Source organism: Pseudoalteromonas phenolica (assembly GCF_044788725.1).
In the GTDB taxonomy this organism is placed as follows: Bacteria; Pseudomonadota; Gammaproteobacteria; order Enterobacterales; family Alteromonadaceae; genus Pseudoalteromonas; species Pseudoalteromonas phenolica_C.
Genome location: NZ_CP173161.1, coordinates 1,973,092 through 1,999,180, shown reverse-complemented (window position 1 = coordinate 1,999,180; position 26,089 = coordinate 1,973,092). Strand labels below are relative to the sequence as shown.

The window sequence follows — 26,089 nt, the reverse complement described above, 5'->3', positions numbered from 1 at the left end:
ACAGAGTTCTGCAACACAGGGATATTTTAGCTTTATTAGTGCATTTTTTTGTTAAATCCGTACAATACCGCCTCCGGCGCCGGATTTACGATCCGGTAGTTAGCTATTAGTCGTGCTTAAGAACTAATAGCCTTATTCAAAGCTAATTAGGAATATTATGTCTGCTCAATATGTTGTATGTGCACTTTATAAATTCGTTTCATTACCAAACTTCAAAGAAATTCGTCAGCCTCTTTTAGAGGTTATGGAAGCAAATGAAGTACGTGGTACTTTGCTTCTTGCTGCTGAAGGTATTAACGGTACTGTTGCTGCAAAACGTGAAGGTATTGATACATTACTTGCTTGGTTAGATGCGCAACCAGGTTTAGATAATATTGTTTCTAAAGAGTCTTACGACGAAACGTGTCCGTTCTATAGAACAAAAGTAAAACTTAAAAAAGAAATCGTGACTATGGGTGTGGAAGGTATCGACCCATTAAAAGTGGTTGGTTCTTACGTTAAGCCACAAGATTGGAACGCGCTTATTTCGGACCCAGATGTTGTGGTTGTTGATACACGTAATGATTACGAAATTGAAATCGGCACGTTTAAACATGCTATTGACCCAAACACTAAGACTTTCCGTGAATTCCCTGAGTGGGCAGAGAAAAACTTAGACCCTGCTAAAAATAAAAAAGTAGCGATGTTCTGTACTGGCGGCATTCGTTGTGAAAAATCGACTGCTTATATGAAAGAGCAGGGCTTTGATGAAGTTTACCACTTAGAAGGCGGCATTCTTAAGTACCTTGAAGAAGTACCGAAAGAAGAATCTTTATGGGAAGGTGAGTGTTTTGTATTCGATAACCGTGTAGCCGTCGATCATGACTTACAAAAAGGTCAATACGATCAGTGTCATGCTTGTCGTATGCCAATCACCGAAGAAGAAAAACAAAAGCCTGAATATGAAGAGGGTGTTTCTTGTCATCACTGTATTGATAATGTAACTGAAGAGCAGCGTGCACGCTTCGCTGAGCGTCAAAAACAAATGAAATTGGCGCAAGAGCGTGGCGAAGGCCATATCGGGCATGAAGCTCAAGAAGCTTTACTACAGCGCAAGCAAGCAAAACAGCAGCAAAAAGAAGCTCAACGAAAAGCTTTAAAATCATAATTAAGAAAGCGCTCAATTGAGCGCTTTTTTGTTGCCCGAGACGGTTGTTTTATAGCCAGTATATTTGTTAGTCTTATAAAGATATTAATAATAATAAAATCATGTGACACTTTATGGGCAATCTATTTTTAAAAGAAAAAGAGAATTGGTGGGTTTGGTTATTGTGGTCCGCAATAGGGGCTGTTCTTTCTTACTATTCATCTTATGTCACGGAACAAGTTCAATATTTATTTCTTCCAGCATCATTTTTACTTTTAGTGCTTACTTGGTGGATGAACTATAGTAAACGCTATGAATTCTCTAGAGCTTTTAAAGTGTTGCTTTTTGTCGGAAGCATTTCATTTGCACCGCTTTTATATACACAAAATTATACATTAGATGAGATCACAAAATTATTTGTTGATTCAGCATTTGTACTCATAAGCTTAACTTGCGTGAGTTTAATGGGCGCATTCATAGCAAAACGACCAAAACAGTATTATTAGTAATCAAACAATTCAATATTGGTTCTTTTTTTAAAATAGTACTTTACAAGGTTTGTAAAACTATCTATTATTCGCGCCAACAACGGAGAGATGGCTGAGTGGTTGAAAGCACCGGTCTTGAAAACCGGCATACGTTAATAGCGTATCTAGGGTTCAAATCCCTATCTCTCCGCCACCTCATTCCCAAAACCGCCTTTAGGCGGTTTTTTTCGTTTGGAGGAAGTATGAAACTTGATTTGGTAAAGCGTTTTTCACTTTGGATCATTTTTAGTTTTTTCTATGTCAGTGGCTTGGAAATGGCATTGCAATTATCAATCGATGCACAACAAGACCCGAATCTTCTTAACACCGTTCTCTACACATTTCTGTTTAATCTATTAGTTGGTCACTTAATTGTGAAGTACGAAAAAGTATGGCCAGTATTCTGTGCAACCATAGTTGGAACTTTCGGGATTATTGGTTTCGGATATTTTTTCACAGAGCAACTTATCGACTACAGCAAAGAGTTAAAGCTTGCCTTAGTTTTAAGCTTACCTTTTGCAACATTTGTTGTGATTGAGCTTAAGAAATTAATGGATAAGCAGCAAGCAGAGTAACCTTTATCTCAATCTGCAGTGTGTTACACTGCAACATTCTTTAAATTAAAAAAGCGAAAATTTACATGTCTGATTTATTTAATACAGGTGCAGAAAAAGCAAGCTACGGTATCGGTCTTCAAATGGGCGAACAGCTTAAAGCTAACCCTTTCGATGGTCTTAACCTTCACTCAGTGTTTGAAGGTATGAAAGATGCGTATGCTGGTGAAGCACTTCGTGTTGAAATCCCTGAGATTCAAGCTGCATTTGAAGCAATCAATGCAGAAATTCAAAAGCGTCGCGAAGAAGAAGCTAAAGTTTTAGCTGCTGAAGGTACGGCTTTCCTAGAAGACAACGCTAAGCGTGCAGAAGTAACTGTTACTGAGTCAGGCTTACAATATGAAGTGCTAGCAACAGGTGAAGGTGACAAGCCAGCTGCAGATTCAACTGTACGTGTTCATTACCACGGTACATTAATCAACGGTACTGTTTTCGACAGCTCTGTTGAGCGTGGTCAACCTGCTGAATTCCCAGTAAATGGTGTTATCAAAGGTTGGACTGAAGCACTTCAACTAATGGCGCCTGGTGCTAAATTCCGTCTATATATCCCACATGACCTAGCATACGGTGAGCGTGGTGCTGGTGCATCAATCGCACCTTTCTCAACACTTGTATTCGATGTTGAGCTATTAGAAGTTCTTTAATTAAGAATTTACCACTTTTTCAATTTCACTCAGTGAATTGAATCAGCTATAAAAAATCCCCGTTTTGTACGGGGATTTTTTTTGCATAAGTTTTTGGTTCATCTATTCGTAACAGACAAAAAAAGCGCCAATTTGGCGCTTTTTTATCAGCTAATGCTGATTAATAGTTTGCATTGCCTTTAGTACGAGGGAAGGCGATTACATCACGTACATTGCCCATACCTGTCACATAAGCTACTAAACGCTCAAAACCAAGACCAAAGCCTGAGTGAGGCACTGTGCCGTATTTACGTAGATCGCGGTACCAGCTGTAGTCTTCTTTGTGTAGACCCATCTCTTCTAAACGTGCATCTAGTACATCTAAACGTTCTTCACGTTGAGAGCCACCAATGATTTCACCAATACCTGGTGCTACTACGTCCATAGCTGCTACTGTTTTGCCATCTTCATTCTGGCGCATGTAGAATGCTTTAATGTCACGAGGGTAGTTTTTAATTACTACTGGTGCTTTAAAGTGCTCTTCAGCAAGATAACGTTCGTGCTCAGATTGTAAATCTACACCCCATTCAACTGGGAACTCAAATTTCTTACCACAGTTCTCAAGGATTGTGATTGCATCAGTATAATCAACTTGCGCGAAATCTTTTTCAACAAACTCTTCTAAACGAGAGATCGCTGTTTTCTCGATACGCTGAGCAAAAAATTCCATATCGTCACGACGCTCATCAAGTACTGCTTTAAATACATACTTAAGCATATCTTCAGCAAGGCTAGCGATGTCTTCTAAGTCAGCAAATGCAACTTCTGGTTCTACCATCCAGAACTCAGCAAGGTGACGAGACGTATTTGAGTTCTCAGCACGGAAAGTTGGACCAAATGTGTAGATTTTTGACATCGCACTTGCGTATGTTTCACCATTTAACTGACCAGATACAGTTAAGAACGCTTCTTTACCGAAGAAATCTTCAGAGTAGTCAATGTCACCTTTATCTGTAAGCGGAAGATTCTGCATATCTAATGTTGATACACGGAACATTTCACCCGCACCTTCACAGTCACTTGCTGTGATGATTGGTGTACTGATCCACATGTAACCACGCTCGTGGAAGAAACGGTGAATGGCTTGTGATAAACAGTTGCGAACACGTGTTACAGCACCAATTACGTTTGTACGAGGACGTAAGTGCGCGTGTTCACGTAAGAATTCGATACTATGGCGCTTTGCAGCCATAGGGTAAGTATCTGGGTTTTCAACCAGACCAATAACTTCAACTGTCTCAGCTTGAATTTCGAATGCTTGGCCCTGGCCTTGAGACTCAACCAGTTTACCTGTTACGCTAACTGAACAACCAGCTGTTAAATTGGTAACTTCATCATAATTATTGAGCGAATTCGGAACAACTGCTTGAATAGGGTTAAAACAAGAACCGTCGTGTACGGCTAAGAAAGAAATACCTGCTTTAGAATCGCGGCGTGTACGGATCCAACCTTTTACTGTTACTTGGCTGTCTACCGCAACGGTGCCTTTAAGTAGCTCCGTTATCGCTATGTGGCTCATCTTCACTCCAATGATTTAGTTACTCTAATAATTATTTAAACTGTCGTACCCTTTGGTACGAGGGCATTATCTTACCTGTGATGAGCAAATAAAAAAACCATTTATGACAACTCTTTTCAGCTCAATAGCACTAAATAACTCTCTATGTATAAGTATCATGACTAATTTACATAAATATGGCATTATTGGCGTATATTAAGTGATAAAAATAAGTAATTAGTTGAGAGGCAATGAAGCAAGTTTTTATTCTAAGAGGGCTCCCAGGTTCAGGTAAAAGCCATTATGCACAAAACTTAGTCGATGAACTCGTTGCAGGTGACGAGACACAATACGCAATATGTGCGACCGACGACTACTTCTATAATGAACAAGGTGAGTACCATTTCGATAAATTCAAGCTATCAGAATTTCATAATATGAATCTTGCTCGATATATCAATGCGCTGGCTGAGGGGATTCCACTTGTGATCGTTGATAACACGAATATAAAAAAATGGGAGTTCGTTGCTTATGCACAAGCAGCCCATGCTTTAGGTTATCAAGTCAAAGAAGTTGTGGTGGGTGAGCTAAAAGACAAATCATTACAACATTTATATGCAAAACGAAATACACATAACGTCGCTTTAAGAACGATAAGTAAAATGGCTTATTTGTTTGAGTGGTAATGACTGCCTTCTAAATTTTTCATTTCATATAGTTATAAAAAAACCCGCGTATAGCGCAATGCTGATCAGTTAAGAAACAAATAGATCAGTTGACCGATCTTTTAAAGGGTTCAGAATCCGATATTAGGAAACTAATATCGGATTTTTTTATGCCTCTTTCTAATCACTGTGACGACCTAACTTCGTTTTTAGATGATGTACACACCCTGGATAAACTAAAGAATGTCCTTGATGCCGATATACTTGAACAGGCGTTCGAATATGCTGGAGTTGCAACCGTGCGTCGAAGAAGGTTGCCGTTAGAAGCTATAATGTGGTCAGTCATTGGTATGAGCCTATTTCGTAACGAAACAGTATGGGATATCGCAAGCCGATTAGATATTACGCTGCCGGGGAAAAATAAACTGGTTGCGCCCAGCGCTTTGGTTCAAGGCCGTCAACGTTTAGGGGTTGATGCAGTGTGTCACTCGTTTCGATTGTTGGCCCAAAGAGCATTTTACAAGCATGCCTTTGAGCAGTGGTGTGGACTGAATTTGTTAGCTGTTGATGGAGTGAGCTTTAGAACTCAAGATAACGAAGAAAATCGTATTGCGTTTGGTAGTGACAGTAATCAATTTGGTGAAGGCAGTTATCCTCAAATCAGGATGTGTAGTTTGATGGAGGTATCAAGCCATCTATTACTGGATAGTAGCTTTGATGCACGCCATGTAGGGGAAATGACACTTGCCAAAAGACTTTTATCGTCTGTCCCAGATGACTCTTTAACGCTATTTGACCGTGGCTATTACTCTTTAGGCCTTTTATATCAGTGGCAAAGACAAGGTAAAAATACACATTGGATGTTACCAGCTCGCAAGGATTTACAATACCAAGTTGAACGTCATATCAGCGATGAAGATAAAATAATCTCTTTACATACTAGCCCTCAAGCTAAAAGTAAATTTAAAGATTTACCAGAGCAAATAACCGCCCGACTCACTACGTATAAAGTTGATGGGAAAAGCTACCGTGTACTGAGTTCATTAATCGATCCCATGCGTTATCCATATGATGAATTAACAGAAGTCTATACTCAGCGTTGGGAAATAGAGTTGGGCTTTAGAGAAATGAAACAAGGGTTGCATCAGTCTAAACATGCATTACGAAGTAAAAAGCCAGATATGGTACGTCAAGAGTTATGGGGACTACTGTTAGCTTACAACTTAATCCGCATTGCAATGATTGATGCAACGAAAGCGGAAGAAATCCTGATACCCAGACAACTTAGTTTTAGTTTATGTATGCGCCATATCATCGCATTTTTTATGCTCACTCCTATCCACAGTGCGAGTAAGTTGCCAGTACATTATGAAGAGCTGCTGACAACACTAAGATTGTTTGTATTACCAGACCGGCTTCCTGATAGGAGATACCCAAGAGAGGTTAGAAAGAAACCAAGGAAATATCCGTATAAAAGAAAATGCCAGTCAATTCTTAACTGACTGGCATTACGCGTAAAGCGGGTTTTTCTTGTAGCTTAATGAATTAAGCGTTTTCTAAAGCTGTACGTGGCTCAACGAATTCCATGTTGAAGCCTTCAGCAACTTCTTTACATGTAATTTTACCGTTGATCACGTTAAGGCCGTTTAAGAAGTGCTCGTCTTCAAGAAGTGCAGCTTTATAGCCTTTGTTTGCTAGCTTGATGATGTACGGTAATGTCGCATTGTTAAGTGCAAACGTTGAAGTACGCGGAACAGCACCTGGCATGTTAGCAACACAGTAGTGAACAACATCATCCACAATGTAAGTAGGATCAGCGTGAGTTGTTGCTTTTGAAGTTGCAATACAACCACCTTGGTCGATTGCAACGTCAACGATTGCAGAACCAGGTTTCATGTTCTTGATGTGCTCAGCAGTAACTAGTTTTGGCGCTGCTGCACCAGGGATTAGTACGCCACCGATTACAAGATCAGCTTCTAATACGTGCTTTTCTAGTGCGTCAGCAGTTGAATATACTGCTTTAACACGGTTTCCGAATTGTGCGTCAATACGACGAAGAACGTCAACGTTGCGGTCAAGAACTACAACATCTGCACCCATGCCTACAGCCATCTGTGCTGCGTTATTACCAACCATACCAGCACCGATAACAACAACTTTAGCCGGCTCAACACCAGGTACACCACCTAGAAGCATACCGCGGCCTGCATTTGATTTTTCAAGTGCCTGTGCACCAGCTTGAATTGACATACGGCCAGCAACTTCTGACATAGGCGCTAATAGTGGTAAACCACCACGAGCATCAGTTACAGTTTCGTATGCGATACAGATAGACTTGCTCTTAACTAGGTCTTCAGTTTGTGGAAGGTCTGGTGCAAGGTGAAGGTAAGTAAATAAGATTTGACCTTCACGTAACATTGCACGCTCAACTGCCTGTGGCTCTTTTACTTTAACGATCATGTCTGCTTGAGCAAAAACGTCAGCAGCGGTTGGTAAAATCTCAGCACCAACAGCAACATAATCTTCATCAGTAAAACCAATGCCGATACCAGCATTTGTTTCAACTACAACTTGGTGGCCGTTGTTGATTAGTTCACGAACACTCGCTGGAACCATACCAACGCGGTATTCATGGTTTTTTATTTCTTTAGGTACACCGATAAGCATAATAATCGCCTCATAAATAAGAACGGGATAAAATTTTCGACTATTATATTGGTCCATAGCTAGTATGTCCTACCTTTTTTGGTGTATCTTTTAGGTGTTAATCCTGTAAAGGCTCAAATGGTAGATAAAAATACTGGAATACTATGTATCAACAGTTAGATCGAATAGACAGAAACATTTTAGTAGAACTTCAGAAAGACGGCAGGCTTTCTAATGTAGAACTTGCTAGGCGAATAGGCTTAAGTGCAACACCTTGCTTAGAACGTGTAAAAAAGCTTGAGCGAGAAGGCTATATAAAAGGATATAAAGCGGTTGTTGACCCAGTAAAACTTGGCCAAGCCTTATTAGTTTATGTTGAAGTATCAATTAATAAAAATAGTCCTGATGTGTTCGATAAATTTAATCAAGCAGTTCGACAGCATGACGAGATTATTGAATGTCACTTAGTATCAGGTAACTTTGATTTTCTTTTAAAAACGCGAGTAACAGATATGTCTGAGTATCGAGCTGTACTTGGTGATATACTTCTTCAACTTCCTAACATTAGTGATAGCCGTACTTATGTTGTAATGGAAGAGGTGAAAGGGGAGCTTGGTGAAATCATAAAACCCTGTGAAGCATAAGAATTTCTTGATATTGTTGTATTAACGAAGAATAAAACGTTTTAAGCGTTTATTCAGGTTAAACCGAATTTAATATCCGTAAAGTTCAAATTGAGTGTCGATTCAATAAAAAAGCATAGTGAAAACACTCTAACTATTCTTCATTCAGTTTGAACAAAGTAAAACTAGGGGTAAACGCACCTTATGCGTCTTAACGGAATTCAAAGGCTGTTAGAAACAGGCCTTATTATTAGTACATTTGCTGCATTATTTACCTTATGCGCTTTGATAAGTTTCGATCCATCTGACCCTGCTTGGTCTCAGACTGGAGAATATCTTGAAGTAAAAAATATTACAGGCACAGCAGGTGCGTGGGTTGCTGATATTTTGCTAGTCAGCTTTGGTTGGATGGCTTTTTTAGTGCCTGCAGCTATTCAATTAGCAGGCTATTTGTTGTTTAAGAAGCCACACAAGTTATTTCACCTTGATTACGTCACTCTAGCTCTAAGACTGATTGGTCTAGTTTTGTTTGTGTCTTCAGCAAGTGCCATCAGTAGCATCAACTTTGATGATATCTATCATGTGTCATCAGGTGGATTTATTGGTGACGTCGTTCGTGATGCGATGATCCCAGCATTTAAATTCACGGGCACTTCAATTATTTTATTATGCTTTTTCTTTGCAGGTTTAACCTTAATGACGGGGGTATCTTGGGTTGAGTTTGTTGACTACATTGGTGAAAAAGTTATTCAAGCTTGTCGTTTATTATTCAACAAGTTCCAAGACTTCCAATCAAACAAGCAAGCACAGCCTGTCGTTAGACAAGAAACTGAAGTTCAGTTAGATGAAATGACAACTCTTGAAGATATGTCAGATAAAACCGAAATCACCCATGCTGAATCTGAAATTACTTCTCAACAATCGCTAGAACAAAAACCAATTGCGAAATTAAAAGATAGACTATTTGCTAAGCAAACTGATTCAGAAACAATTCAAGACACTGAAAGCAAAGTAATAAAAAGTGAACCTGTTGTTGAGAGTTCAAGTTTGGATAACTCTCGAGCTGATGTATTTGATGAATTAGATGATATTCTAGAGCAAGAAATTAACTTTTCAGCGATTGATGATGACGACTTTGATGCCTCTAGCGCGTTACAAGGGTTAGACGATGCACCAGTTCTAGCTCAAGAGCCAGAAACCCGAGTTCAGTCTCCAGCAAGACCACTAAAACCAAAAGCAGAACCTGAAAAACCAGTTTTCGTGCCAGAGCCAACAGCGAAAGAAAAGTTTGAAGAATTGCTGAATGCTGAGCCGCCAAAGGATCCTCTTCCATCACTCGATTTATTAGATAGGCCTGATAAACAGAAAAATCCTATATCAAAAGAAGAATTGGATGCCGTTTCTCGTCTTGTAGAAGTGAAGCTACTGGATTTTAATATTCAAGCGAGTGTAGTAGGGGTGTACCCAGGTCCCGTTGTCACGCGATTTGAGCTCGATTTAGCACCAGGCATTAAGGTTGCGAAAATCACCGGTCTAGCAAAAGATTTAGCGCGTTCGTTATCTGCAGTCAGTGTTCGTGTTGTAGAAGTAATCCCAGGTAAAACCTATGTTGGTCTTGAGCTACCAAACAAACATAGAGAAATTGTTCGCCTATCTGAAGTGATTAATGCCCCTAAATTTGAACAAAACCCATCACCATTGACCATGGTGTTAGGTAAAGACATTGCTGGTCAGCCTGTGGTTGCAGATTTAGGTAAAATGCCTCATCTATTAGTTGCGGGTACAACGGGTTCTGGTAAATCTGTTGGTGTAAATGTCATGATTTTGAGCCTGCTCTACAAGTCGCCGCCAGAAGATGTGCGCATGATCATGATAGACCCGAAAATGCTAGAGCTTTCTGTTTATGAAGGTATTCCGCACTTACTATGTGAAGTTGTCACAGACATGAAAGAAGCGTCAAATGCACTGCGATGGTGTGTTGGCGAGATGGAACGCCGTTACAAACTCATGTCAGCGCTTGGTGTTCGTAACTTAAAAGGTTACAACCAAAAAGTGCTTGCGGCAAAAGAAGCGGGTCAACCAATTTTAGATCCGCTGTTCAAAGACACAGATGGTATGGCGAATGAGCCTGAAGCGCTCGATAAACTGCCAAGTATCGTTGTCGTCATTGACGAGTTTGCTGACATGATGATGATTGTCGGTAAGAAAGTTGAAGAGTTGATTGCGCGTATAGCACAAAAAGCACGAGCTGCTGGTATTCACTTAGTGCTTGCTACACAAAGACCGTCTGTTGATGTTATTACGGGTCTTATCAAAGCGAATATTCCAACTCGTATGGCTTTCCAAGTATCAAGTAAAATTGACTCTCGCACCATCCTAGACCAGCAAGGGGCAGAAAACTTACTTGGTATGGGTGACATGTTGTATTTACCACCGGGTACCAGTGTACCAATTCGTGTTCACGGCGCGTTTGTTGATGACCACGAAGTACATGCTGTTGTAAATGACTGGAAAGCCCGTGGTAAACCGAATTACATTGAAGAAATCTTATGTGGTGATGCCACGGAAGATATTCTCTTACCGGGTGAAACACCAGAGGGTGGCGACGACGAATCTGATCCACTTTATGACGAAGCCGTCAGCTTTGTTATTGAATCAGGCAAGGTGTCTGTTTCGAGTGTGCAGCGTAAGCTTCGTGTTGGTTATAACCGAGCTGCTCGTTTAGTTGAACAAATGGAAGCGTCAGGTGTCGTAAGTTCACCAGGGCACAATGGTGCTCGAGAAGTATTAGTCCCTAAAGGGGGAGTAAATTAAATGATGAAAAAAACACTATTATCAAGTTTAGTCGGTTTGTCTACTCTGTTTTTGTCACAAGCCGCATTTGCAGATGCTGCAATTGAGCTTAAAGCAAAGCTATCTGAAATGACGACGTTTAAAGCGAGCTTTAATCAAAAAGTAACAGATGAAGCGGGTGAAGTATTACAAACAGGATCGGGTAACTTAGCGTTAGCACAGCCTTTAAAAATTCATTGGCAACAACAAGAGCCTGATTCAACCATGTTAGTGTCTGACGGTCATCGTGCTTATTATTACGATGAGTTTGCAGAGCAAGTGACCATTATGGCCAGTCTTAACCTTATCGAAACAACGCCTTTTGTGTTATTAACTACAAATGCAAAAACACAATGGGAAAAGTATCAGGTTTCTAAGACTAAAGATAATTACAAAATCATCCCTAAATCGACAACTGATTCGCAAGTAGAATCGTTAGAGCTACAGTTTAATACTGACAAACAACTATCAAAAATATTGGTGGTGGATTTATCAGGTCAATTAACTGAGTTTAAATTTTCTGACATCAAATTAAACGGTACTTTAGACAGTAACCTGTTTAACTTTACCATTCCTGAGCATGTTGTTATTGACGATCAAACACAAAGTGAATAGTTTTTGTGAGTAATTTAGGATTTGATTTTGGCAACGATGTAAAGCCACTGGCCGCAAGAATGCGGCCAACACAGTTAGAAGACTACATCGGCCAATCACATATATTAGCCGCAGATAAACCCTTACATAAAGCCATACTGTCTGGTAGAGCACATAGTTTAATTGTTTGGGGCCCGCCTGGTGTTGGTAAAACCACCATTGCTGAAATAATTGCAAATCATGCCAATGCGCGCATTCAGCACTTATCTGCTGTGACTTCCGGTGTGAAAGAAATCCGTGAAGCCGTGTTAGAAGCAAAACAAAACCTCAGTATGGGACAAAGAACGTTATTGTTTGTTGACGAAGTCCATCGATTTAACAAGTCTCAGCAAGATGCCTTTTTACCTCACATTGAAGATGGCACTTTTATATTCATTGGTGCCACCACTGAAAACCCAAGTTTTGCTCTGAATAATGCGATTCTATCCCGGGCACGTGTTTACACACTGAAGGCTTTAACCGATGAAGAACTTGTTCAGGTATTAAAACGCGCTATCTCCAAAGATGAGACACTCTCGAAGCTGAAAATCACGGTCTCAGATGTACAACTTATGCAAATCGCACAGGTAAGTAGTGGCGATGCGCGTAAAGCTTTGAATCTACTTGAGCAAGCTGTTGAATTATCTGATCAACATGGCGAAGTGGTTATTACTTCTGATGTGCTTACCCAGCTATTACCTTCTCATTTTGCAAAATATGATAAAGGGGGGGATTTATTCTACGACCTGATCTCAGCTTTTCATAAATCAGTTAGGGGGAGCGATCCAGATGCGGCACTTTATTGGTACTGTCGAATATTAGCAGGTGGTGGTGACCCACTCTATGTTGCAAGACGCCTGTTAGCTATCGCTACCGAAGATATTGGTAATGCTGACCCAAGAGCCATGCAAGTAGCTTTAAATGCGTGGGATATATTTCAACGCGTCGGCCCCAGTGAAGGTGAAAGAGCCATTGCCCAGGCGACTATCTATTTAGCCAGTGCAGCGAAGAGTAATGCGGTTTATATGGCGTTTAACCAAGCAAAGCAAGATGCTTCGACCGACCCAGATTACCAAGTGCCCGTTCATTTACGCAACGCACCAACAAAGCTCATGAAAGAGCTAGGTTATGGCGATGAATATCGTTATGCCCATAATGAAGAAGGGGCATTTGCCGCAGGTGAAAATTACTTTCCTGAAGAAATTAAAGACAGGCAATATTATGTGCCCTCTGAACGCGGCTTAGAAAAGCAGATCAAAGATAAGCTTGAATATTTAAAGTCATTAAATCATATGAGTGTGAACAAAAGATATTCAAATGATTAAAATGTACCTCTCAATTGCACTTGGAGGCGCACTTGGTGCGTGTTTAAGGTTTTTTATTAGTGATACAATGCTCAAACTGCTGGGTAGGGGATTCCCATTTGGCACTTTGACCGTTAATATAATCGGTTCATTATTATTGGGAGTTGTATTTGGCTTACTTGAAAAACAAGTACTCGCGGTAAGCCCTTATAAGTCACTTATTGTGATTGGTTTCTTAGGTGCATTAACAACTTTCTCTACATTCTCGATGGACTCTTTGTTGCTACTTCAACAAGGGCAAATTGTGAAGATGATTCTCAATATCACCTTAAATGTGGTGTTATGTATTTTTATGGCTTGGTTAGGCCTTAACTTAGTCATGCAAAAAGGTTAAAAGCAAAATGTTAGATTCAAAATATTTACGTCAGGATATTGCTGAAGCAGCAGCTCGACTAGCTAAACGTGGCTTTGAGCTTGATGTTGATGCGATTAATGCTTTAGAAGAGCAACGCAAAGCGCTTCAAACAAAAACACAAGAATTACAAAGCGAAAGAAACAGCCGCTCCAAAGCAATTGGTCAAGCAAAAGCAAAAGGCGAAGATATTCAGCCACTACTAGACGCTGTTGCTAACTTAGGCGACCAACTTACAGCGGCTAAGAACGAACAAGATGAAATTTTGGCTAAGCTAAATAATATCGCTTTAACTTTACCTAACTTACCGGCAGAAGATGTGCCTGCAGGCAGTGATGAAAGTGAAAATGTTGAAATCATCAAATGGGGCGAACCTAAGCAATACGATTTCGAAGTTAAAGATCACGTAGATTTAGGCGAAGCGCTAGACAAAGGCTTAGACTTTGAAACGGGTGTTAAACTAACTGGCTCTCGCTTCACTGTAATGCGTGGTGGTGTTGCTCGTATGCACCGTGCACTTGTACAATTCATGCTTGATACACATGCAGATAAGCATGGTTACACAGAAATGTACGTACCTTACCTGGTAAACAAAGACAGCTTATTTGGTACAGGTCAATTACCGAAATTCGCAGGTGACTTATTCCACACTAAAGGTTTAATCAACGACGACGGTGAAGAGCAAGAAGGTTTCAGCTTAATTCCAACGGCTGAAGTACCGCTTACAAACTGTGCACGTGATGAAATCTTTGATGAAAAAGAACTACCAATCAAAATGACTGCACACACACCGTGTTTCAGAAGTGAAGCGGGTAGTTACGGCCGTGATACACGTGGTTTAATTCGTCAACACCAGTTTGATAAAGTAGAACTTGTACAACTTGTAAAACCAGAAGACTCAATGGCAGCGCTTGAAGAGCTAACTGGCCACGCTGAATATATTTTACAAGCATTAGAGCTACCGTACAGAAAAGTCGTGTTATGTACTGGTGATATGGGCTTTGGCGCAACAAAAACATACGATCTAGAAGTATGGTTACCAGCGCAAGACACGTACCGTGAAATTTCATCTTGCTCAAACATGTGGGATTTCCAAGCACGTCGTATGCAAGCGCGTTTCCGTCGTCAAGGTGAGAAGAAGCCTGAACTACTTCATACATTAAATGGTTCTGGTTTAGCTGTTGGCCGGACGTTAGTAGCAATTTTAGAAAACTACCAACAAGCAGATGGTTCAATCGTGGTACCAGAAGTATTACGTCAATACATGGGCGGTTTAGAAGTTATTAATTAAGACTTCTCTCAATAACTGTTTATACGATCAAGGTCGCTTTATGGCGACCTTTTTTGTGTCTGTAAGATCTTAAAAAATATGCACTTTATTTAGGCAAATAATTACAGAGAAATGAAAATGTGAATTTTATTTAATTTTAGATTTTTAATGCGCGCCTTTCTATTTGCTGAATTTAAAATTTAAAAATTATTTCATGTTTATTTAAATTATTCTTTTTTGGCTTGGGTTAATTTTAATTATGTAAATTATATTGCAGCTATATGAAGAATATGTTTTATTAGGTTTCAAGGGTTGGCCAATCCTGCTTTTATGAAGCGTTAAAGTCATTTCTTTAATCGTCTTCGTGTTCTCGTATTTACAAAATTAGACTTTATAAAACATGCATCATTTTAATTTGAGCGTAAAGGCCAATAACATTTGAATTTTACGTTTTTATTAACTATTCATTAAATGTTGCAATGTTTTGCAGTGTTAATAAACAAAAGGTGAGGATTTACCTATGAAGAGACAAAAGCGTGATCGATTAGAAAGAGCACATTCCCAAGGATACAAAGCAGGTTTAGCAGGACGCTCAAAAGAACTTTGTCCATATCAACAATTAGAATCTAGATCAGAATGGTTAGGCGGGTGGCGAGAAGCCATTGATGACCGCAATATGTTTAAAACTTAATTTACAGAGAATTTAATACAACAAAGCCCTCAATTGAGGGCTTTGTTGTTACAGTAACTTTTAAAAAGTCTAATTAGAAAGCACTCGTATCTTGGAAAAGACCTACTTTAAGATCTTTTGCTTCATAGATAACGCGACCATCTACTTCAACAGTACCGTCAGCCATACCCATGAATAATTTACGCTTAATTACACGCTTCATATCTACACGGTAAGTCACTTTTTTAGCCGTTGGTAAGATTTGGCCTGTGAATTTCACTTCGCCTACACCTAGAGCACGCCCAAGACCTGGGCCACCAGACCAACCTAAGAAAAAGCCAACGATCTGCCACATTGCGTCTAGACCAAGACAACCAGGCATTACAGGGTCGCCTTTAAAGTGACAATCGAAGAACCAAAGGCTAGGGTCAATGTCTAACTCAGCAATAATTTGACCTTTGCCAAATTCACCACCGTTATCGTTGATCTCAATGATGCGATCCATCATTAGCATGTTGTCACTTGGTAAACGGCAGTTGCCTTCACCAAACATTTCACCACGACCACATAGGATCAATTCTTCTTTTGTGTAGCTGTTCTTTGGTTCCATAGTATTAATACTTTTTCTTCAAAATAAAAATCCAGGCTACTTTAGCTTACAGATGTACGCCAAACAACTCTGAACAGTTGATTATTGTTAATATTTTAAACATTTAAACATTTTTATATGACAACTTGCATCAACTTGGGCGATTTTTAGAATACATTTCTTTATAATGATTCTTGTTAACTTAGTTCATTTTGGATCGACATGATTTTATTCGTAGACGCTTTAACTGTTATTGATTTTTCTTACTTTTGTAATAAAAGAGGGCCGGTAGGTGAAAGTTGGATTGCAGACTTAACCCTTCATGGAGACTTGAATGATGAGTCTATGGTTTTAGATTTTGCACTGGTAAAAAAACAGATTAAACGCATTATCGATGACACAATCGATCATAAGCTTGCAATACCTAAACGTTTGAATGGCACTTGTAGTATTGAAAGCGAACAAGTCAAGCTTGACGCACAATTCGGTGACGATCATCACATTGCGATGTATGCACCTGAACAAGCTGTTTGCTTAATTGATGCTGAAACGGTTACAGAACAGTCTGTCATTGCATTTTTGAAGCAGCAGATCATGCCTAAGATGCCTGAAAACGTAAAAGACATCGATATTGAACTTCGCCCTGAGCAAACGTCTAGTTTTTATTACCACTACAGCCATGGCTTGAAAAAGCATGATGGTAATTGTCAGCGTATTGTTCACGGCCACCGCTCATTGATTGGTATCAGTCTTGATAACATTCCTATGCCTCGTCTGCAAAAAGAATGGTCACGCAAATGGGAAGATATTTACCTAGGCTCTGAAGAAGACTTAATCGCTAACTCAGAACTAAAACATATTAAAGCCTTAGACACTGATTACGCATTTTCTTATACGTCTACACAGGGCTATTTCGAATTAGCAATCAGTAAAGCCCGTTGTGATATTTTACCTTGTGATACAACAGTAGAGTGTATTGCTGATTACTTAGCAACAGAAATTAAAAAAGCGCACCCTGACAATGCTGTGAAAGTAAAAGCATTTGAAGGTGTTGGGAAAGGAGCCATTGCATATGCTTAAAGCCGTATTATTCGCTTTAATTAGTTTGACTGCCAGTATCAGTACAATGGCATTAGAGCTTAAAGGCAGTCTAACGCAAGGCGGTATGATCATAGGTAAGCTAGACAACCCAAACTCGGTCTATTTTAATGGCAAAGCATTAAAAGTAACCAAAGACGGAGAGTTTGTGTTCGGCTTCGGTCGAGATGCAGATACAAAACACATGCTTACTTGGGTAGACCAAGCAGGTAAACAGCATACACAAGACATTGTGATCACTAAGCGTGAATATAAAATTGATCGCATTACGGGTGTCGAAAAGAAGTACGTTTCACCACCTGACTCCGTACTTGCTCGTATCAAAGATGATGCAAAACGTGTGCGAGCTGCACGAGCAGGAGAGTCTGATTTTACATATTTTAAAGACACCGTTTTACGTCCAGCCAAAGGCCGTATTTCAGGCGTTTATGGCAGTCAGCGTTTCTTTAATGGCAAACCAAGAAACCCACATTTTGGTTTAGACATTGCCAATAAAACGGGCACGCCAGTTTGGGCCCCACTTGCGGGTAAAGTCGTAATGGCAGATCCTGAACTATATTATAGCGGTGGCACGGTGATCATCGACCACGGTCATGGCATTACATCAACCTATATTCACCTTAATAAAATACACGTAAACGTGGGTGATAAGGTTAAAGTCGGTGACCATTTTGCAGATATAGGTGCGACCGGCCGTGTAACTGGCCCGCATTTAGATTGGCGTTTCAACTGGTTCAACGAACGTCTTGATCCAGCATTATTAATGACAGATAAATTAGCAAATACGAAGTAGTAACTTAAATGAATGATATTGATAAACAAGCAGTGATTGAGCAACGCATTAAAGAGTCTGTTACGTCTGTAACTAAGACAGTTTTTCCTGGGCGTACAAATCACCACAATACCTTATTCGGTGGTGATGCATTGGCTTGGATGGACGAAGTTGCCTTTATTGCCGCAACGCGTTTTTGTCGCAAGCCTCTCGTTACTATTTCTTCAGATAGAGTAGATTTTAAAGAAGCTATTCCAGCTGGGACTTTCGCAGAATTAGTAGCAACTGTGTCTCATGTTGGTAATACCAGCTTAAAAGTGGATGTTAATATCTTCCTAGAGCGTATGCACAAAGATGATAAACACTTAGCTATTTCGGGTAGTTTCACCTTTGTTGCTGTTGATGATAATCATAGGCCAACACCAGTTGTTTGTGAAAATATGCTTAAAGGCTTTAAATAGCATTTATGCAACGAGGGCTTTTTAGCCCTCATATTTCATCTGTAATATCTTCGATAATACTAAATAACTGTTCTTCTTCCATATCTAGATGATCTATCACGTCATCCATGATGTTTTGCCATTCACCATTTATTTCACTTGGTTTCTCTTTCAAAAAAGCACAGTGTCTTGAGAGTTTGAGAATACACAGTAAATTTAAGCCGACTTTATCCAATTCTTCTGACTGGAATAAACCATCAGTGTCATGTTGGTAGTAAATAATGTTAATCATGACTTTGGGTAAGCGCCATTGCTGCGCTAGTAAAGCCCCAATAGTCGCGTGATTTGTCTGGTATTTTTCAAACTGCAATTTAGCTGCGGCATCCCAATTGTTTTCATCTGCATAAGACATCACTTCTTCAAAGTCGTCAAAATGCTGATTCAGAATTGCCACACCAACACCGTGAAAAAGCGCAAGCATATAAGCATGATTTGACAGCGCAGGTTTATCGAGTTTTATCGCAACTATACTGGCAATATGAGCAATATCGGTTTGAACATCCCAAAATTTAGCCATAGTTGGATCTGTACCAACAGCAGCTTTAACTGCCACGGCTTTAACCAAGGGAATTAACCGCTTTAAGCCTAAGATCATAATGGCTTGATCGATTGATTCTATTTCTTTTGCACGTCGAAAAGCACTGGAATTTACAACCTGAAGTATTGCTGCGCAGATCCCCACATCATCTTGCAGTATTTCAGATACCCGTGAAATATTGGGTTCTGGCTTTTTTGTTTCTTCAGAAAACTTTATTAAAGCTTCTGGTCGAGGCGGGATTGAAACGCTTCTAAGAATCGCCTTTTCTTCATTGGTTAATGATATCGGCATATCATAACTCCAATCTAATTAACTATTTAAATCATAGTTTATGGTTCAGAAAAGTGGTATTGAATTGACGGGTAGGAGTGGAAAAGAATTGCGTAGTTAACTACGCAATTCATATTTAACTTATTTACATTGCTTCGTATTCTTCTTGCCAGAAGAACTTTTCTTCACCGAAAGCAGGAACAAGTCCATCAAGCCAAGTGGCTTCTTCATCGTATTTTGCGAAGAACGGACGCTGAACCCACTCAGGATTACGCGCTTGAATAAAGCGAAGTACAAATACTTTTTCACCAGCAATTTCAGCAACACCTGACACTTCAACTTTACCAGGGCCTGCACTCATCGAAGGGCCACGTACTGTTCTACTTACACCTGAAACTTGTTTATAAGCATCGCGGAAAATTTCCCAAGTTTTGTAAAGTGGTAATTCGAAGTAGCGTTTAGCACCTGTATCACGTTCAATGAACATATAGTAAGGGATCATGCCCATTTGCGTTTGTTCTTTCCACATCTCAGCCCACATATCAGAATCAACGTTTAAGTTGTTTAACAGTGGAGCCTGAGTACGGATCTGCGCGCCGGTTTTACGAATAAGCTTTATAGCTTCACGGCTAATATCAGTACGTAATTCTTGTTTGTGGTTAACGTGCGCCATAATTGACACATGCTTTCCTGCATCTACAAGCTCTTTTAATAATGCTAATAAATCTTGTGCATCAGGATCAGTAACGTAACGGAATGGCCAGAATGTTAAAGACTTAGTACCAATACGAATAGTCTTGATGTGCTCAAAACGCGGCTCTTTAAGTGCTTCTAGGTACTTACGTAACTTAACTGTACGCATAACCATAGGGTCGCCACCTGTCATTAATAGGTCTGTCACTTCTGTGTGTGATGCAAGGTAGTTATGCAGTAACTCTTCATCGTTATTGTTGAAACGTGTTGCTTTACCTACGAATTGCGCCCAACGGAAACAGAAAGTACAGTAAGAGTGGCAATATTGGCCTTGAGCTGGGAAGAACAATACAGTTTCTTTGTATTTATGTTGGATACCTTCAACTTGCTCACCTTCAAAAGTTGGCACATTTTTATCCATTTGCCCAGCAGGGTGCGGGTTCAACTTTTGACGAAGTTGTGTTGCTAATTCAAAAACTTCTTCAGGTGTATGTTCGCGCTTCAATAACGCAGCCATTTGCTCATATGACTCATCATCAAGCATGCCGCGCTGTGGGAAAGTTAATTGGAACACCGGATCATTCGGTACTTTATCCCAATCAATTAGCTCTTCGATTACATAATTATTAACTCGAAATGGAAAAACATTGGCCACAACGCGCATCTCAAAGCGTAAATGCTCAGGAAGTTGATGAAGTTGTTCAATCTTATCTATTTGACGATGTTGATAAACATTGAATTTTGGTGGTACATAAGCTTCTGCTGGCTGCAATTGGACGGTTTGCTGCATATGTTTGTTTACTCTACTACTAATTACATAAAGCGCAGTAGTCTAACAAAATTATGGTTATGTTTCAGCGTTATTTATATCAACTCGAACAAATAACGCTGCGTTCTAAAAGGTAAGTTTTAGATTATGCACTAGAACTGTTCTGAGTCGATAGCTTGATAAATAGCATGACATAAAGTGTTTATGTCGTCATTTGTACTAATATAAGGTGGCATTATATAAATTAGTTTACCAAATGGTCTGATCCAAACCTTATGTTCTCTAATAAAATACTTTTGAATCTTAGCAACATCAACGGCACGTTTTACTTGGACGACACCAATCCCACCGAGCACTCTGACATCTTCTACAGCATCTAATTCTGAACATTGAGATAGGTGGGTATTCATTGTCTGTTCGATTCGATTAATTTGTGAAAGCCAATCGTTTTCTTCTAGTAGTTTTAAACTAGCATTGGCTGCAGAGCAGGCAAGCGGGTTGCCCATAAATGTTGGTCCGTGCATTAACACGCCAGCTTCACCTTCACTGATCCCGACAGCGACTTCTTCTGTCGCCAATGTCGCAGAGAGAGTCATCGCACCACCAGTTAATGCTTTACCAATACACATAATATCGGGGCTGATATTTGCGTGTTCACAGGCAAACATTTTTCCTGTTCTGCCAAAGCCAGTAGCGATTTCATCTAAAATGAGGAGTACATGATATTTATCACACAGTGCTCTGAGCTTTTTGAGATAAGAGGGATGATAAAAGTTCATGCCACCAGCATTTTGTACAATGGGTTCAATGATAAAAGCAGCGACTTCACCGTTATGTTGTTCAAACGCCTGTTCTAACGCTGCAAGTTCAGCTTCATCTTCGTTATCGTAAAAACCAGCTTTTGGTGCTTCGACGAAAATATGTTCAGGTAAGAAGCCTTGATACATGCTGTGCATTGAATTTACTGGGTCACAAACACTCATCGCAGCAAAGGTATCACCGTGATAGCCTTTTTTGGCGGTCATGAGCTTTGTTTTATTTGTTTGACCTTTACTTATCCAATATTGCAATGCCATTTTGATCGCAACTTCAACGCTTACAGAGCCGCTGTCGGCTAAAAACACTTTTTGTAAAGGCTCTGGGCTTATTGCAACCAGCTTTTTACATAGCTCAACCGCTGGAGCATGTGTGATACCACCGAACATAACGTGGCACATTGTTTGTGCTTGGTCTTGTATTGCAGAGACTATTTTAGGGTGATTATAACCATGAATGGCACTCCACCAAGAGGCCATGCCATCGATGAGCTCAGTGCCGTCATCAAGATAAAGTTTGTTCTGCTCAGTATGTGTAACACCATAAACAGGTAAAGGATCACCTATAGACGTATAGGGGTGCCAAATATGTTGTTTATCGAATTTGATATCTATAGGGTGATTATTGTTCACTTGTAAACCTTTAGTTTTGCTGTGACGTTGACAATACTACGACACTCAGTAGACTAAGCCAATCACCGTCAAATCAAACGCCTAATTAATAAACAGGCTAAGAATAAAAAGAGTATCAGATTATGGCTACAGTTCGTCACGATTGGACTTACGAAGAAGTAAAAGCACTATTTAACATGCCGTTTAACGACTTGCTATTTCAAGCGGCAAGTATTCACCGTGAGAACTTTAACCCAAACGAAGTACAGATCTCGACCTTACTTTCAATTAAAACGGGTGCATGCCCTGAAGACTGTAAATACTGTCCACAGTCAGCGCATTATAAAACAGACTTAGACCGTGAACGTTTAATGGAAGTAGAAAAGGTTGTTGAACAAGCGAGATTAGCGCGTGAAAAAGGCGCAACACGTTTCTGTATGGGCGCAGCATGGTCTGATCCAAAAGACAGAGACATGCCTTACATTGCTAAAATGGTGCGTGAAGTAAAAGAGCTTGGTTTAGAAACTTGTATGACACTTGGCATGCTTGATAATGAAAAAGCGCATGCACTAAGAGATGCCGGCCTTGATTACTACAATCATAACCTAGATACCTCGCCTGAATATTATGAGCAAATTATCACAACACGTACTTATCAAGACAGACTTGATACCTTAGACAATGTGCGTGATGCAGGCATGAAAGTGTGCTCTGGTGGTATTGTTGGTATGGGCGAGCAAGCAGGTGACCGTTACGGTTTATTAATGCAGCTTGCTAACTTACCAAAACAACCTGAAAGTGTACCAATTAACATGCTTGTAAAAGTGAAAGGTACGCCACTTGAAGACGTTGAAGATCTAGACCATTTTGAATTTATTCGTACTATCGCCACTGCGCGTATTATGATGCCGCACAGTTACGTACGTTTATCAGCGGGTAGAACAGCAATGAATGAGCAAATGCAATCAATGTGTTTCTTTGCTGGCGCTAACTCAATTTTCTACGGTGATAAGTTACTGACTACGGAAAACCCTGAAGCCGATGCAGATATGAACTTACTTAAAAAACTAGGTATGAATCCAGAGAAGCGTCAAGACTACTCTGATGAAGCATACGAAGCGTCTTTAAGTTCAAAAATTGCTGATAAAGCAACGTCAGAGCTATTTTACGAAGCATAGTGAATGGCTTTTGAATTTATACAAGTAGCGTTGCAACAAAGACGAGTTGAGTCTTTGTTGCGTGCTCGTCATGTGATTGCTGATTCAAGTGACGCACGCTTTTTAACGAGCAAAGAGGGTAAGCAATATTTAAACTTTGCCAGTAATGATTATCTTGGTTTAGGGTCTAAATTAGAGTTACAAGGTGGACTAACAGGTAGCCGTTCTTCGGCACTTGTTACAGGATACCAACAGTGCCATAAAGATTTTGAAGCCTTGCTGTGCAAACATTTTGGCTATGAGTCTGCTTTACTTTTTAGTACGGGCTTTAGTGCAAACAGCAGTGTAATTAAGGCTCTTTTTTCACAGAGCTCAAGCTCAAAATCCGCCCTTGATTCAGCCATTTTCCAAGACAAACTCAACCACGCCAGTTTAATTGATGGGGCTTTACAATCTGATGCCAAGCATATCCGTTTTAACCATAATGACATGGGGCACTTACGTCACCGTTTAGAAAAAAGTAAAGCCGTAAATAAGTTGATCATTAGTGAAGGCGTGTTCTCAATGGATGGAGACAGCGCGCCACTACAGCAACTAATCGAATTAAAACAACAACACAATGCTTGGCTGATGATAGATGATGCACACAGCTTTGGTGTATTGGGCGAAAACGGCCTGGGAAGTGTGGGTTTGGGTTGTAAGCCAGAAATTCTGGTGATCACATTTGGTAAGGCAATGGCGTGTCAGGGCGCGGCTGTTTTAGCAAGCAAATCTGTCATCGATTTTTTACTTCAGTTTAATCGTGATTATATTTACTCGACGTCTATGTCACCGCTTATGGTTCAAGCTGCAGAGCAACAGTTTTTACGTGTACTTGAGGCGAGTGAGCAGAGACAGCATTTGTTTAGCAATATTGCGTTATTCAAGCAGCTTTGTTTTGATCAAAGCATCCCTGTTATGCCATCAGAGACAGCCATACAACCGGTTGTGTTAGGTAGCGCTGAAAATGCATTAAATGCGCAAGCTAAGCTTAAAGAGCTTGGCATTTGGCTAACTGCAATTCGCCCACCAACAGTGCCACATAATACGGCCAGACTTAGGATCACAATTACTGCAGCACATACTCATGATGATATTGAGAAGCTTGTATCAGCCTTAAAGGTGTCAATATGATTGCAACACCAAATAAACTGTCAACGGCGAAGCAGTTTTCAAAAGCTGCAGGGCAATACAAGCAACATGCACATGTGCAAAAGCTAGCTGCCGAATTGTTATTCTCAAGATTAAATAAACACAGCCAAGTTATGCTCGATCTTGGTGCTGGTCCTTTATTGCATCAGCATAAACTTAAACATCATAGTGATTGTCTGGTTGCGATGGATCTGAGTTTGGGTATGTTGGCTGAAACACACCCTGAGAATAATGTGAATCGTGTCTGTGCAGATATGGATAAATTGCCTTTTACAGACAACGTATTCGATGCTGTATTTTCAAATTTTGCAATTCAATGGAGCGCCGATCCTGAAGTTTTATTTAAATCACTTTATTCTGCGAGTAAAGCAGGCTCTCAAGTTCTACTATCGACGGTTTTAGATGGCTCTTTGTCTGAAATAGCTCAAGCATGGAAAGCAGTGGATGATAAACAACACATTAATGATTTTTTGAATCTAACTCAGTTGATTAAAATTGCACAAAGCGTTGGATTCAAAGTGGTGTACTCAAATCAGCACTGTCTTCAAGATCACTATGACAAAGCAATCAGTGCCATCAAGTCGGTGAAAAATATTGGTGCAAATCATCTGACCGATTGTCAAAAAGAGCAAGGCCTATTGGGCAAAGCGGCTTATAAAAATCTATTGTCAGCTTTTCCATTGCAAGACGGTAAAGCCGTTATTAGCTACCAAGTCGGTATTTTGGAGTTAACGAAATAATGAATTCTTTTTTTATTACAGGTACCGACACTGAAGTCGGTAAAACCCATGTCACTTGTTTACTACTCAAGTTTTTGACCCAACATAAACGCTCAGCGATCGGTTTTAAGCCTATTGCAGCCGGAGCTGAAGAAGCATTTGGCCAGTTAGTCAATGAAGACGCTTTAAACATCATGGAGTCTTCAAACGTCCATGCTAAATATGAACAAATAAATCCAATTTGTTTCGAGCCGCCAATCGCGCCCCATATTGCAGCACAACGCGCAAACAAAGTAATTACACAAATAGAGCTTAATCACCATTATAAAGAGATTTTATCTGTTGGGGCCGAGTTCACTCTTGTAGAAGGTGCTGGTGGCTGGTCTTTACCAATTAATGACACGGAATATTTATCTGACTGGGTAAAAGCCCGAGAAATCCCAGTCATTTTAGTTGTCGGTATGAAACTAGGGTGTTTGAATCATACACTTCTTACAATTCAAGCGCTCAAAGCTCAAGGGGTGAAATGTGTGGGCTGGATTGCCAATGAGATTGACCCTAACATGTCAGAGTTTGATGCAAACCTTGAAAGCTTGAAAGCGCGAATTGATGCCCCTTTATTGGCTGTCGCACCATTTGCAAAAAGCAAAGCAAAATTGAAAATTTATAAGGAACTAACCGATCTTTTTGCAATTAACTTGTAAGTGCGTGGCTTAAGGCAAGTTTAATTTGAATGTAAAAGGTGATATCTAAATAGATATCACCTTTCATTTTGAGGGACTAAAACTGACGCTAACTTCGTTAGAAATTTCTTATTTAGAACAACTAAATTGCACAATTTCCGCCTCGTTACCGACAAGTTT

At 40.0% G+C, this 26,089-nt stretch carries 26 protein-coding genes and 1 tRNA gene; 21 read left to right on the top strand and 6 right to left on the bottom strand.

Translation table 11 applies throughout. The features are described 5' to 3' along the window. Positions 1-157 precede the first annotated feature (157 nt). The 5 genes from ACH784_RS09100 (at position 158) to ACH784_RS09080 (ending at position 2,911) form a co-directional block, all read left to right on the top strand. Positions 158-1,147 carry a rhodanese-related sulfurtransferase gene (locus ACH784_RS09100; protein ID WP_138568562.1) on the top strand — a complete coding sequence of 330 codons (990 nt, stop codon included), beginning with the start codon at positions 158-160 and terminating at the stop codon, positions 1,145-1,147. Positions 1,148-1,260: 113 nt separating this feature from the next. Continuing rightward, complete coding sequence (locus tag ACH784_RS09095) at positions 1,261-1,632, top strand: hypothetical protein (RefSeq protein WP_404389469.1); 372 nt, start codon at positions 1,261-1,263, stop codon at positions 1,630-1,632. Positions 1,633-1,716: 84 nt separating this feature from the next. Further along, positions 1,717-1,807 (top strand) — tRNA-Ser (locus tag ACH784_RS09090). A 49-nt stretch (positions 1,808-1,856) separates the two neighbouring features. Next, on the top strand, positions 1,857-2,228 hold the full coding sequence (locus ACH784_RS09085; protein ID WP_404389467.1) for a hypothetical protein: 372 nt from the start codon (positions 1,857-1,859) through the stop codon (positions 2,226-2,228). A gap of 65 nt (positions 2,229-2,293) precedes the next feature. After that, positions 2,294-2,911 carry an FKBP-type peptidyl-prolyl cis-trans isomerase gene (locus ACH784_RS09080; RefSeq protein WP_138482268.1) on the top strand — a complete coding sequence of 206 codons (618 nt, stop codon included), beginning with the start codon at positions 2,294-2,296 and terminating at the stop codon, positions 2,909-2,911. Between the two features lie 160 nt (positions 2,912-3,071). Here ACH784_RS09080 and asnS read toward each other — a convergent pair whose 3' ends face one another. After that, positions 3,072-4,469 (bottom strand): asparagine--tRNA ligase, encoded by a 1,398-nt coding sequence (gene asnS / locus ACH784_RS09075; protein WP_404389465.1) that lies wholly within the window; start codon positions 4,467-4,469, stop codon positions 3,072-3,074. 230 nt (positions 4,470-4,699) lie between these two features. Between asnS and ACH784_RS09070 the strand changes: the two genes are divergently transcribed. Both ACH784_RS09070 and ACH784_RS09065 read left to right on the top strand, forming a co-directional pair. Beyond that, complete coding sequence (locus tag ACH784_RS09070) at positions 4,700-5,134, top strand: ATP-binding protein (protein WP_404389463.1); 435 nt, start codon at positions 4,700-4,702, stop codon at positions 5,132-5,134. Between the two features lie 149 nt (positions 5,135-5,283). Further along, on the top strand, positions 5,284-6,615 hold the full coding sequence (locus ACH784_RS09065; RefSeq protein ID WP_404389461.1) for an IS4 family transposase: 1,332 nt from the start codon (positions 5,284-5,286) through the stop codon (positions 6,613-6,615). 43 nt (positions 6,616-6,658) lie between these two features. Here the strand turns inward: ACH784_RS09065 and ald are convergent, their stop codons facing one another. Continuing rightward, complete coding sequence (gene ald, locus ACH784_RS09060; RefSeq protein WP_404389458.1) at positions 6,659-7,780, bottom strand: alanine dehydrogenase; 1,122 nt, start codon at positions 7,778-7,780, stop codon at positions 6,659-6,661. Between the two features lie 143 nt (positions 7,781-7,923). Between ald and lrp the strand changes: the two genes are divergently transcribed. The 7 genes from lrp (at position 7,924) to rmf (ending at position 15,524) form a co-directional block, all read left to right on the top strand. Continuing rightward, on the top strand, positions 7,924-8,403 hold the full coding sequence (lrp, locus tag ACH784_RS09055) for a leucine-responsive transcriptional regulator Lrp (protein ID WP_404389456.1): 480 nt from the start codon (positions 7,924-7,926) through the stop codon (positions 8,401-8,403). Positions 8,404-8,586: 183 nt separating this feature from the next. Further along, positions 8,587-11,196, top strand: a complete 2,610-nt coding sequence (locus ACH784_RS09050) for a DNA translocase FtsK 4TM domain-containing protein (protein WP_404389454.1) — start codon at positions 8,587-8,589, stop codon at positions 11,194-11,196. After that, positions 11,197-11,829: an outer membrane lipoprotein chaperone LolA gene (gene lolA / locus ACH784_RS09045; protein WP_404389452.1), complete on the top strand. Its 633-nt coding sequence runs from the start codon at positions 11,197-11,199 to the stop codon at positions 11,827-11,829. It begins immediately after the preceding gene. A 5-nt stretch (positions 11,830-11,834) separates the two neighbouring features. Next, the gene (locus tag ACH784_RS09040) at positions 11,835-13,172 is read left to right on the top strand and encodes a replication-associated recombination protein A (protein ID WP_404389450.1); all 1,338 of its coding nucleotides are present in this window, start codon (positions 11,835-11,837) and stop codon (positions 13,170-13,172) included. Further along, positions 13,165-13,545: a fluoride efflux transporter CrcB gene (gene crcB, locus ACH784_RS09035; RefSeq protein ID WP_058029743.1), complete on the top strand. Its 381-nt coding sequence runs from the start codon at positions 13,165-13,167 to the stop codon at positions 13,543-13,545. The genes ACH784_RS09040 and crcB overlap by 8 nt, the downstream gene beginning before the upstream one ends. Positions 13,546-13,552: 7 nt before the next feature. Then, the gene (gene serS / locus ACH784_RS09030) at positions 13,553-14,854 is read left to right on the top strand and encodes a serine--tRNA ligase (RefSeq protein ID WP_404389448.1); all 1,302 of its coding nucleotides are present in this window, start codon (positions 13,553-13,555) and stop codon (positions 14,852-14,854) included. Positions 14,855-15,353: 499 nt separating this feature from the next. Continuing rightward, entirely contained in the window at positions 15,354-15,524 is a 171-nt protein-coding gene (gene rmf, locus ACH784_RS09025) for a ribosome modulation factor (RefSeq protein WP_058029745.1), read from the top strand. A 73-nt stretch (positions 15,525-15,597) separates the two neighbouring features. On the opposite strand, the gene fabA is transcribed toward rmf, so the two are convergent. Further along, positions 15,598-16,113: a 3-hydroxyacyl-[acyl-carrier-protein] dehydratase FabA gene (gene fabA / locus ACH784_RS09020; RefSeq protein ID WP_138559954.1), complete on the bottom strand. Its 516-nt coding sequence runs from the start codon at positions 16,111-16,113 to the stop codon at positions 15,598-15,600. Positions 16,114-16,314: 201 nt separating this feature from the next. Here fabA and ACH784_RS09015 point away from each other — a divergent pair, with 201 nt between their 5' ends. From ACH784_RS09015 to ACH784_RS09005, 3 genes are read left to right on the top strand one after another with little or no spacing between them, the layout of a single operon-like run. Continuing rightward, positions 16,315-17,172, top strand: a complete 858-nt coding sequence (locus tag ACH784_RS09015; protein ID WP_404389445.1) for a 6-carboxytetrahydropterin synthase — start codon at positions 16,315-16,317, stop codon at positions 17,170-17,172. Beyond that, positions 17,165-17,983, top strand: coding sequence for a M23 family metallopeptidase (locus tag ACH784_RS09010; RefSeq protein ID WP_404389443.1), 819 nt, complete (start codon positions 17,165-17,167; stop codon positions 17,981-17,983). Before ACH784_RS09015 ends, ACH784_RS09010 begins: the two co-directional genes overlap by 8 nt. Positions 17,984-17,991: 8 nt before the next feature. Beyond that, positions 17,992-18,423 (top strand): acyl-CoA thioesterase, encoded by a 432-nt coding sequence (locus tag ACH784_RS09005; RefSeq protein WP_404389441.1) that lies wholly within the window; start codon positions 17,992-17,994, stop codon positions 18,421-18,423. A 28-nt stretch (positions 18,424-18,451) separates the two neighbouring features. Here the strand turns inward: ACH784_RS09005 and ACH784_RS09000 are convergent, their stop codons facing one another. The 3 genes from ACH784_RS09000 to bioA all read right to left on the bottom strand — a co-directional run bounded on the left by ACH784_RS09000 (position 18,452) and on the right by bioA (position 22,180). Further along, positions 18,452-19,291, bottom strand: coding sequence for an HDOD domain-containing protein (locus ACH784_RS09000; protein WP_404389439.1), 840 nt, complete (start codon positions 19,289-19,291; stop codon positions 18,452-18,454). Positions 19,292-19,415: 124 nt separating this feature from the next. Further along, a complete protein-coding gene (locus ACH784_RS08995; protein ID WP_404389437.1) occupies positions 19,416-20,753 on the bottom strand; it encodes a KamA family radical SAM protein in 1,338 nt (445 codons plus the stop codon). 131 nt (positions 20,754-20,884) lie between these two features. Next, positions 20,885-22,180: an adenosylmethionine--8-amino-7-oxononanoate transaminase gene (gene bioA, locus ACH784_RS08990; RefSeq protein WP_404389435.1), complete on the bottom strand. Its 1,296-nt coding sequence runs from the start codon at positions 22,178-22,180 to the stop codon at positions 20,885-20,887. 122 nt (positions 22,181-22,302) lie between these two features. On the opposite strand from bioA, the gene bioB reads away from it, so the two are divergent. Genes bioB through bioD form a run of 4 tightly spaced genes read left to right on the top strand, consistent with a single transcriptional unit; the run spans position 22,303 to position 25,930 of the window. Next, on the top strand, positions 22,303-23,337 hold the full coding sequence (gene bioB, locus ACH784_RS08985) for a biotin synthase BioB (RefSeq protein ID WP_404389433.1): 1,035 nt from the start codon (positions 22,303-22,305) through the stop codon (positions 23,335-23,337). Between the two features lie 3 nt (positions 23,338-23,340). Beyond that, positions 23,341-24,489, top strand: coding sequence for an aminotransferase class I/II-fold pyridoxal phosphate-dependent enzyme (locus ACH784_RS08980; protein WP_404389431.1), 1,149 nt, complete (start codon positions 23,341-23,343; stop codon positions 24,487-24,489). Continuing rightward, complete coding sequence (locus ACH784_RS08975; protein ID WP_404389429.1) at positions 24,486-25,247, top strand: methyltransferase domain-containing protein; 762 nt, start codon at positions 24,486-24,488, stop codon at positions 25,245-25,247. The genes ACH784_RS08980 and ACH784_RS08975 overlap by 4 nt, the downstream gene beginning before the upstream one ends. Then, positions 25,247-25,930, top strand: a complete 684-nt coding sequence (gene bioD, locus ACH784_RS08970) for a dethiobiotin synthase (protein ID WP_404389427.1) — start codon at positions 25,247-25,249, stop codon at positions 25,928-25,930. Before ACH784_RS08975 ends, bioD begins: the two co-directional genes overlap by 1 nt. The last annotated feature ends 159 nt before the right edge of the window (positions 25,931-26,089 follow it).

What these genes read in the sequence shown, in the direction of transcription:
- lolA (WP_404389452.1), top strand. Translation starts at nt 11,197, where the DNA reads ATGATGAAAAAAACACTATTATCAAGTTTAGTCGGTTTGTCTACTCTG.
- ACH784_RS08980 (WP_404389431.1), top strand. Translation starts at nt 23,341, where the DNA reads ATGGCTTTTGAATTTATACAAGTAGCGTTGCAACAAAGACGAGTTGAG.
- crcB (WP_058029743.1), top strand. Translation starts at nt 13,165, where the DNA reads ATGATTAAAATGTACCTCTCAATTGCACTTGGAGGCGCACTTGGTGCG.
- ACH784_RS09085 (WP_404389467.1), top strand. Translation starts at nt 1,857, where the DNA reads ATGAAACTTGATTTGGTAAAGCGTTTTTCACTTTGGATCATTTTTAGT.
- ACH784_RS08995 (WP_404389437.1), bottom strand. Translation starts at nt 20,753, where the DNA reads ATGCAGCAAACCGTCCAATTGCAGCCAGCAGAAGCTTATGTACCACCA.
- ACH784_RS09070 (WP_404389463.1), top strand. Translation starts at nt 4,700, where the DNA reads ATGAAGCAAGTTTTTATTCTAAGAGGGCTCCCAGGTTCAGGTAAAAGC.
- rmf (WP_058029745.1), top strand. Translation starts at nt 15,354, where the DNA reads ATGAAGAGACAAAAGCGTGATCGATTAGAAAGAGCACATTCCCAAGGA.
- bioB (WP_404389433.1), top strand. Translation starts at nt 22,303, where the DNA reads ATGGCTACAGTTCGTCACGATTGGACTTACGAAGAAGTAAAAGCACTA.
- ACH784_RS09015 (WP_404389445.1), top strand. Translation starts at nt 16,315, where the DNA reads ATGATTTTATTCGTAGACGCTTTAACTGTTATTGATTTTTCTTACTTT.
- ald (WP_404389458.1), bottom strand. Translation starts at nt 7,780, where the DNA reads ATGCTTATCGGTGTACCTAAAGAAATAAAAAACCATGAATACCGCGTT.
- ACH784_RS09050 (WP_404389454.1), top strand. Translation starts at nt 8,587, where the DNA reads ATGCGTCTTAACGGAATTCAAAGGCTGTTAGAAACAGGCCTTATTATT.
- ACH784_RS09100 (WP_138568562.1), top strand. Translation starts at nt 158, where the DNA reads ATGTCTGCTCAATATGTTGTATGTGCACTTTATAAATTCGTTTCATTA.
- ACH784_RS09005 (WP_404389441.1), top strand. Translation starts at nt 17,992, where the DNA reads ATGAATGATATTGATAAACAAGCAGTGATTGAGCAACGCATTAAAGAG.
- ACH784_RS09010 (WP_404389443.1), top strand. Translation starts at nt 17,165, where the DNA reads ATGCTTAAAGCCGTATTATTCGCTTTAATTAGTTTGACTGCCAGTATC.
- lrp (WP_404389456.1), top strand. Translation starts at nt 7,924, where the DNA reads ATGTATCAACAGTTAGATCGAATAGACAGAAACATTTTAGTAGAACTT.
- ACH784_RS09000 (WP_404389439.1), bottom strand. Translation starts at nt 19,291, where the DNA reads ATGCCGATATCATTAACCAATGAAGAAAAGGCGATTCTTAGAAGCGTT.
- serS (WP_404389448.1), top strand. Translation starts at nt 13,553, where the DNA reads ATGTTAGATTCAAAATATTTACGTCAGGATATTGCTGAAGCAGCAGCT.
- bioD (WP_404389427.1), top strand. Translation starts at nt 25,247, where the DNA reads ATGAATTCTTTTTTTATTACAGGTACCGACACTGAAGTCGGTAAAACC.
- ACH784_RS09065 (WP_404389461.1), top strand. Translation starts at nt 5,284, where the DNA reads ATGCCTCTTTCTAATCACTGTGACGACCTAACTTCGTTTTTAGATGAT.
- ACH784_RS09095 (WP_404389469.1), top strand. Translation starts at nt 1,261, where the DNA reads ATGGGCAATCTATTTTTAAAAGAAAAAGAGAATTGGTGGGTTTGGTTA.
- asnS (WP_404389465.1), bottom strand. Translation starts at nt 4,469, where the DNA reads ATGAGCCACATAGCGATAACGGAGCTACTTAAAGGCACCGTTGCGGTA.
- ACH784_RS08975 (WP_404389429.1), top strand. Translation starts at nt 24,486, where the DNA reads ATGATTGCAACACCAAATAAACTGTCAACGGCGAAGCAGTTTTCAAAA.
- ACH784_RS09080 (WP_138482268.1), top strand. Translation starts at nt 2,294, where the DNA reads ATGTCTGATTTATTTAATACAGGTGCAGAAAAAGCAAGCTACGGTATC.
- fabA (WP_138559954.1), bottom strand. Translation starts at nt 16,113, where the DNA reads ATGGAACCAAAGAACAGCTACACAAAAGAAGAATTGATCCTATGTGGT.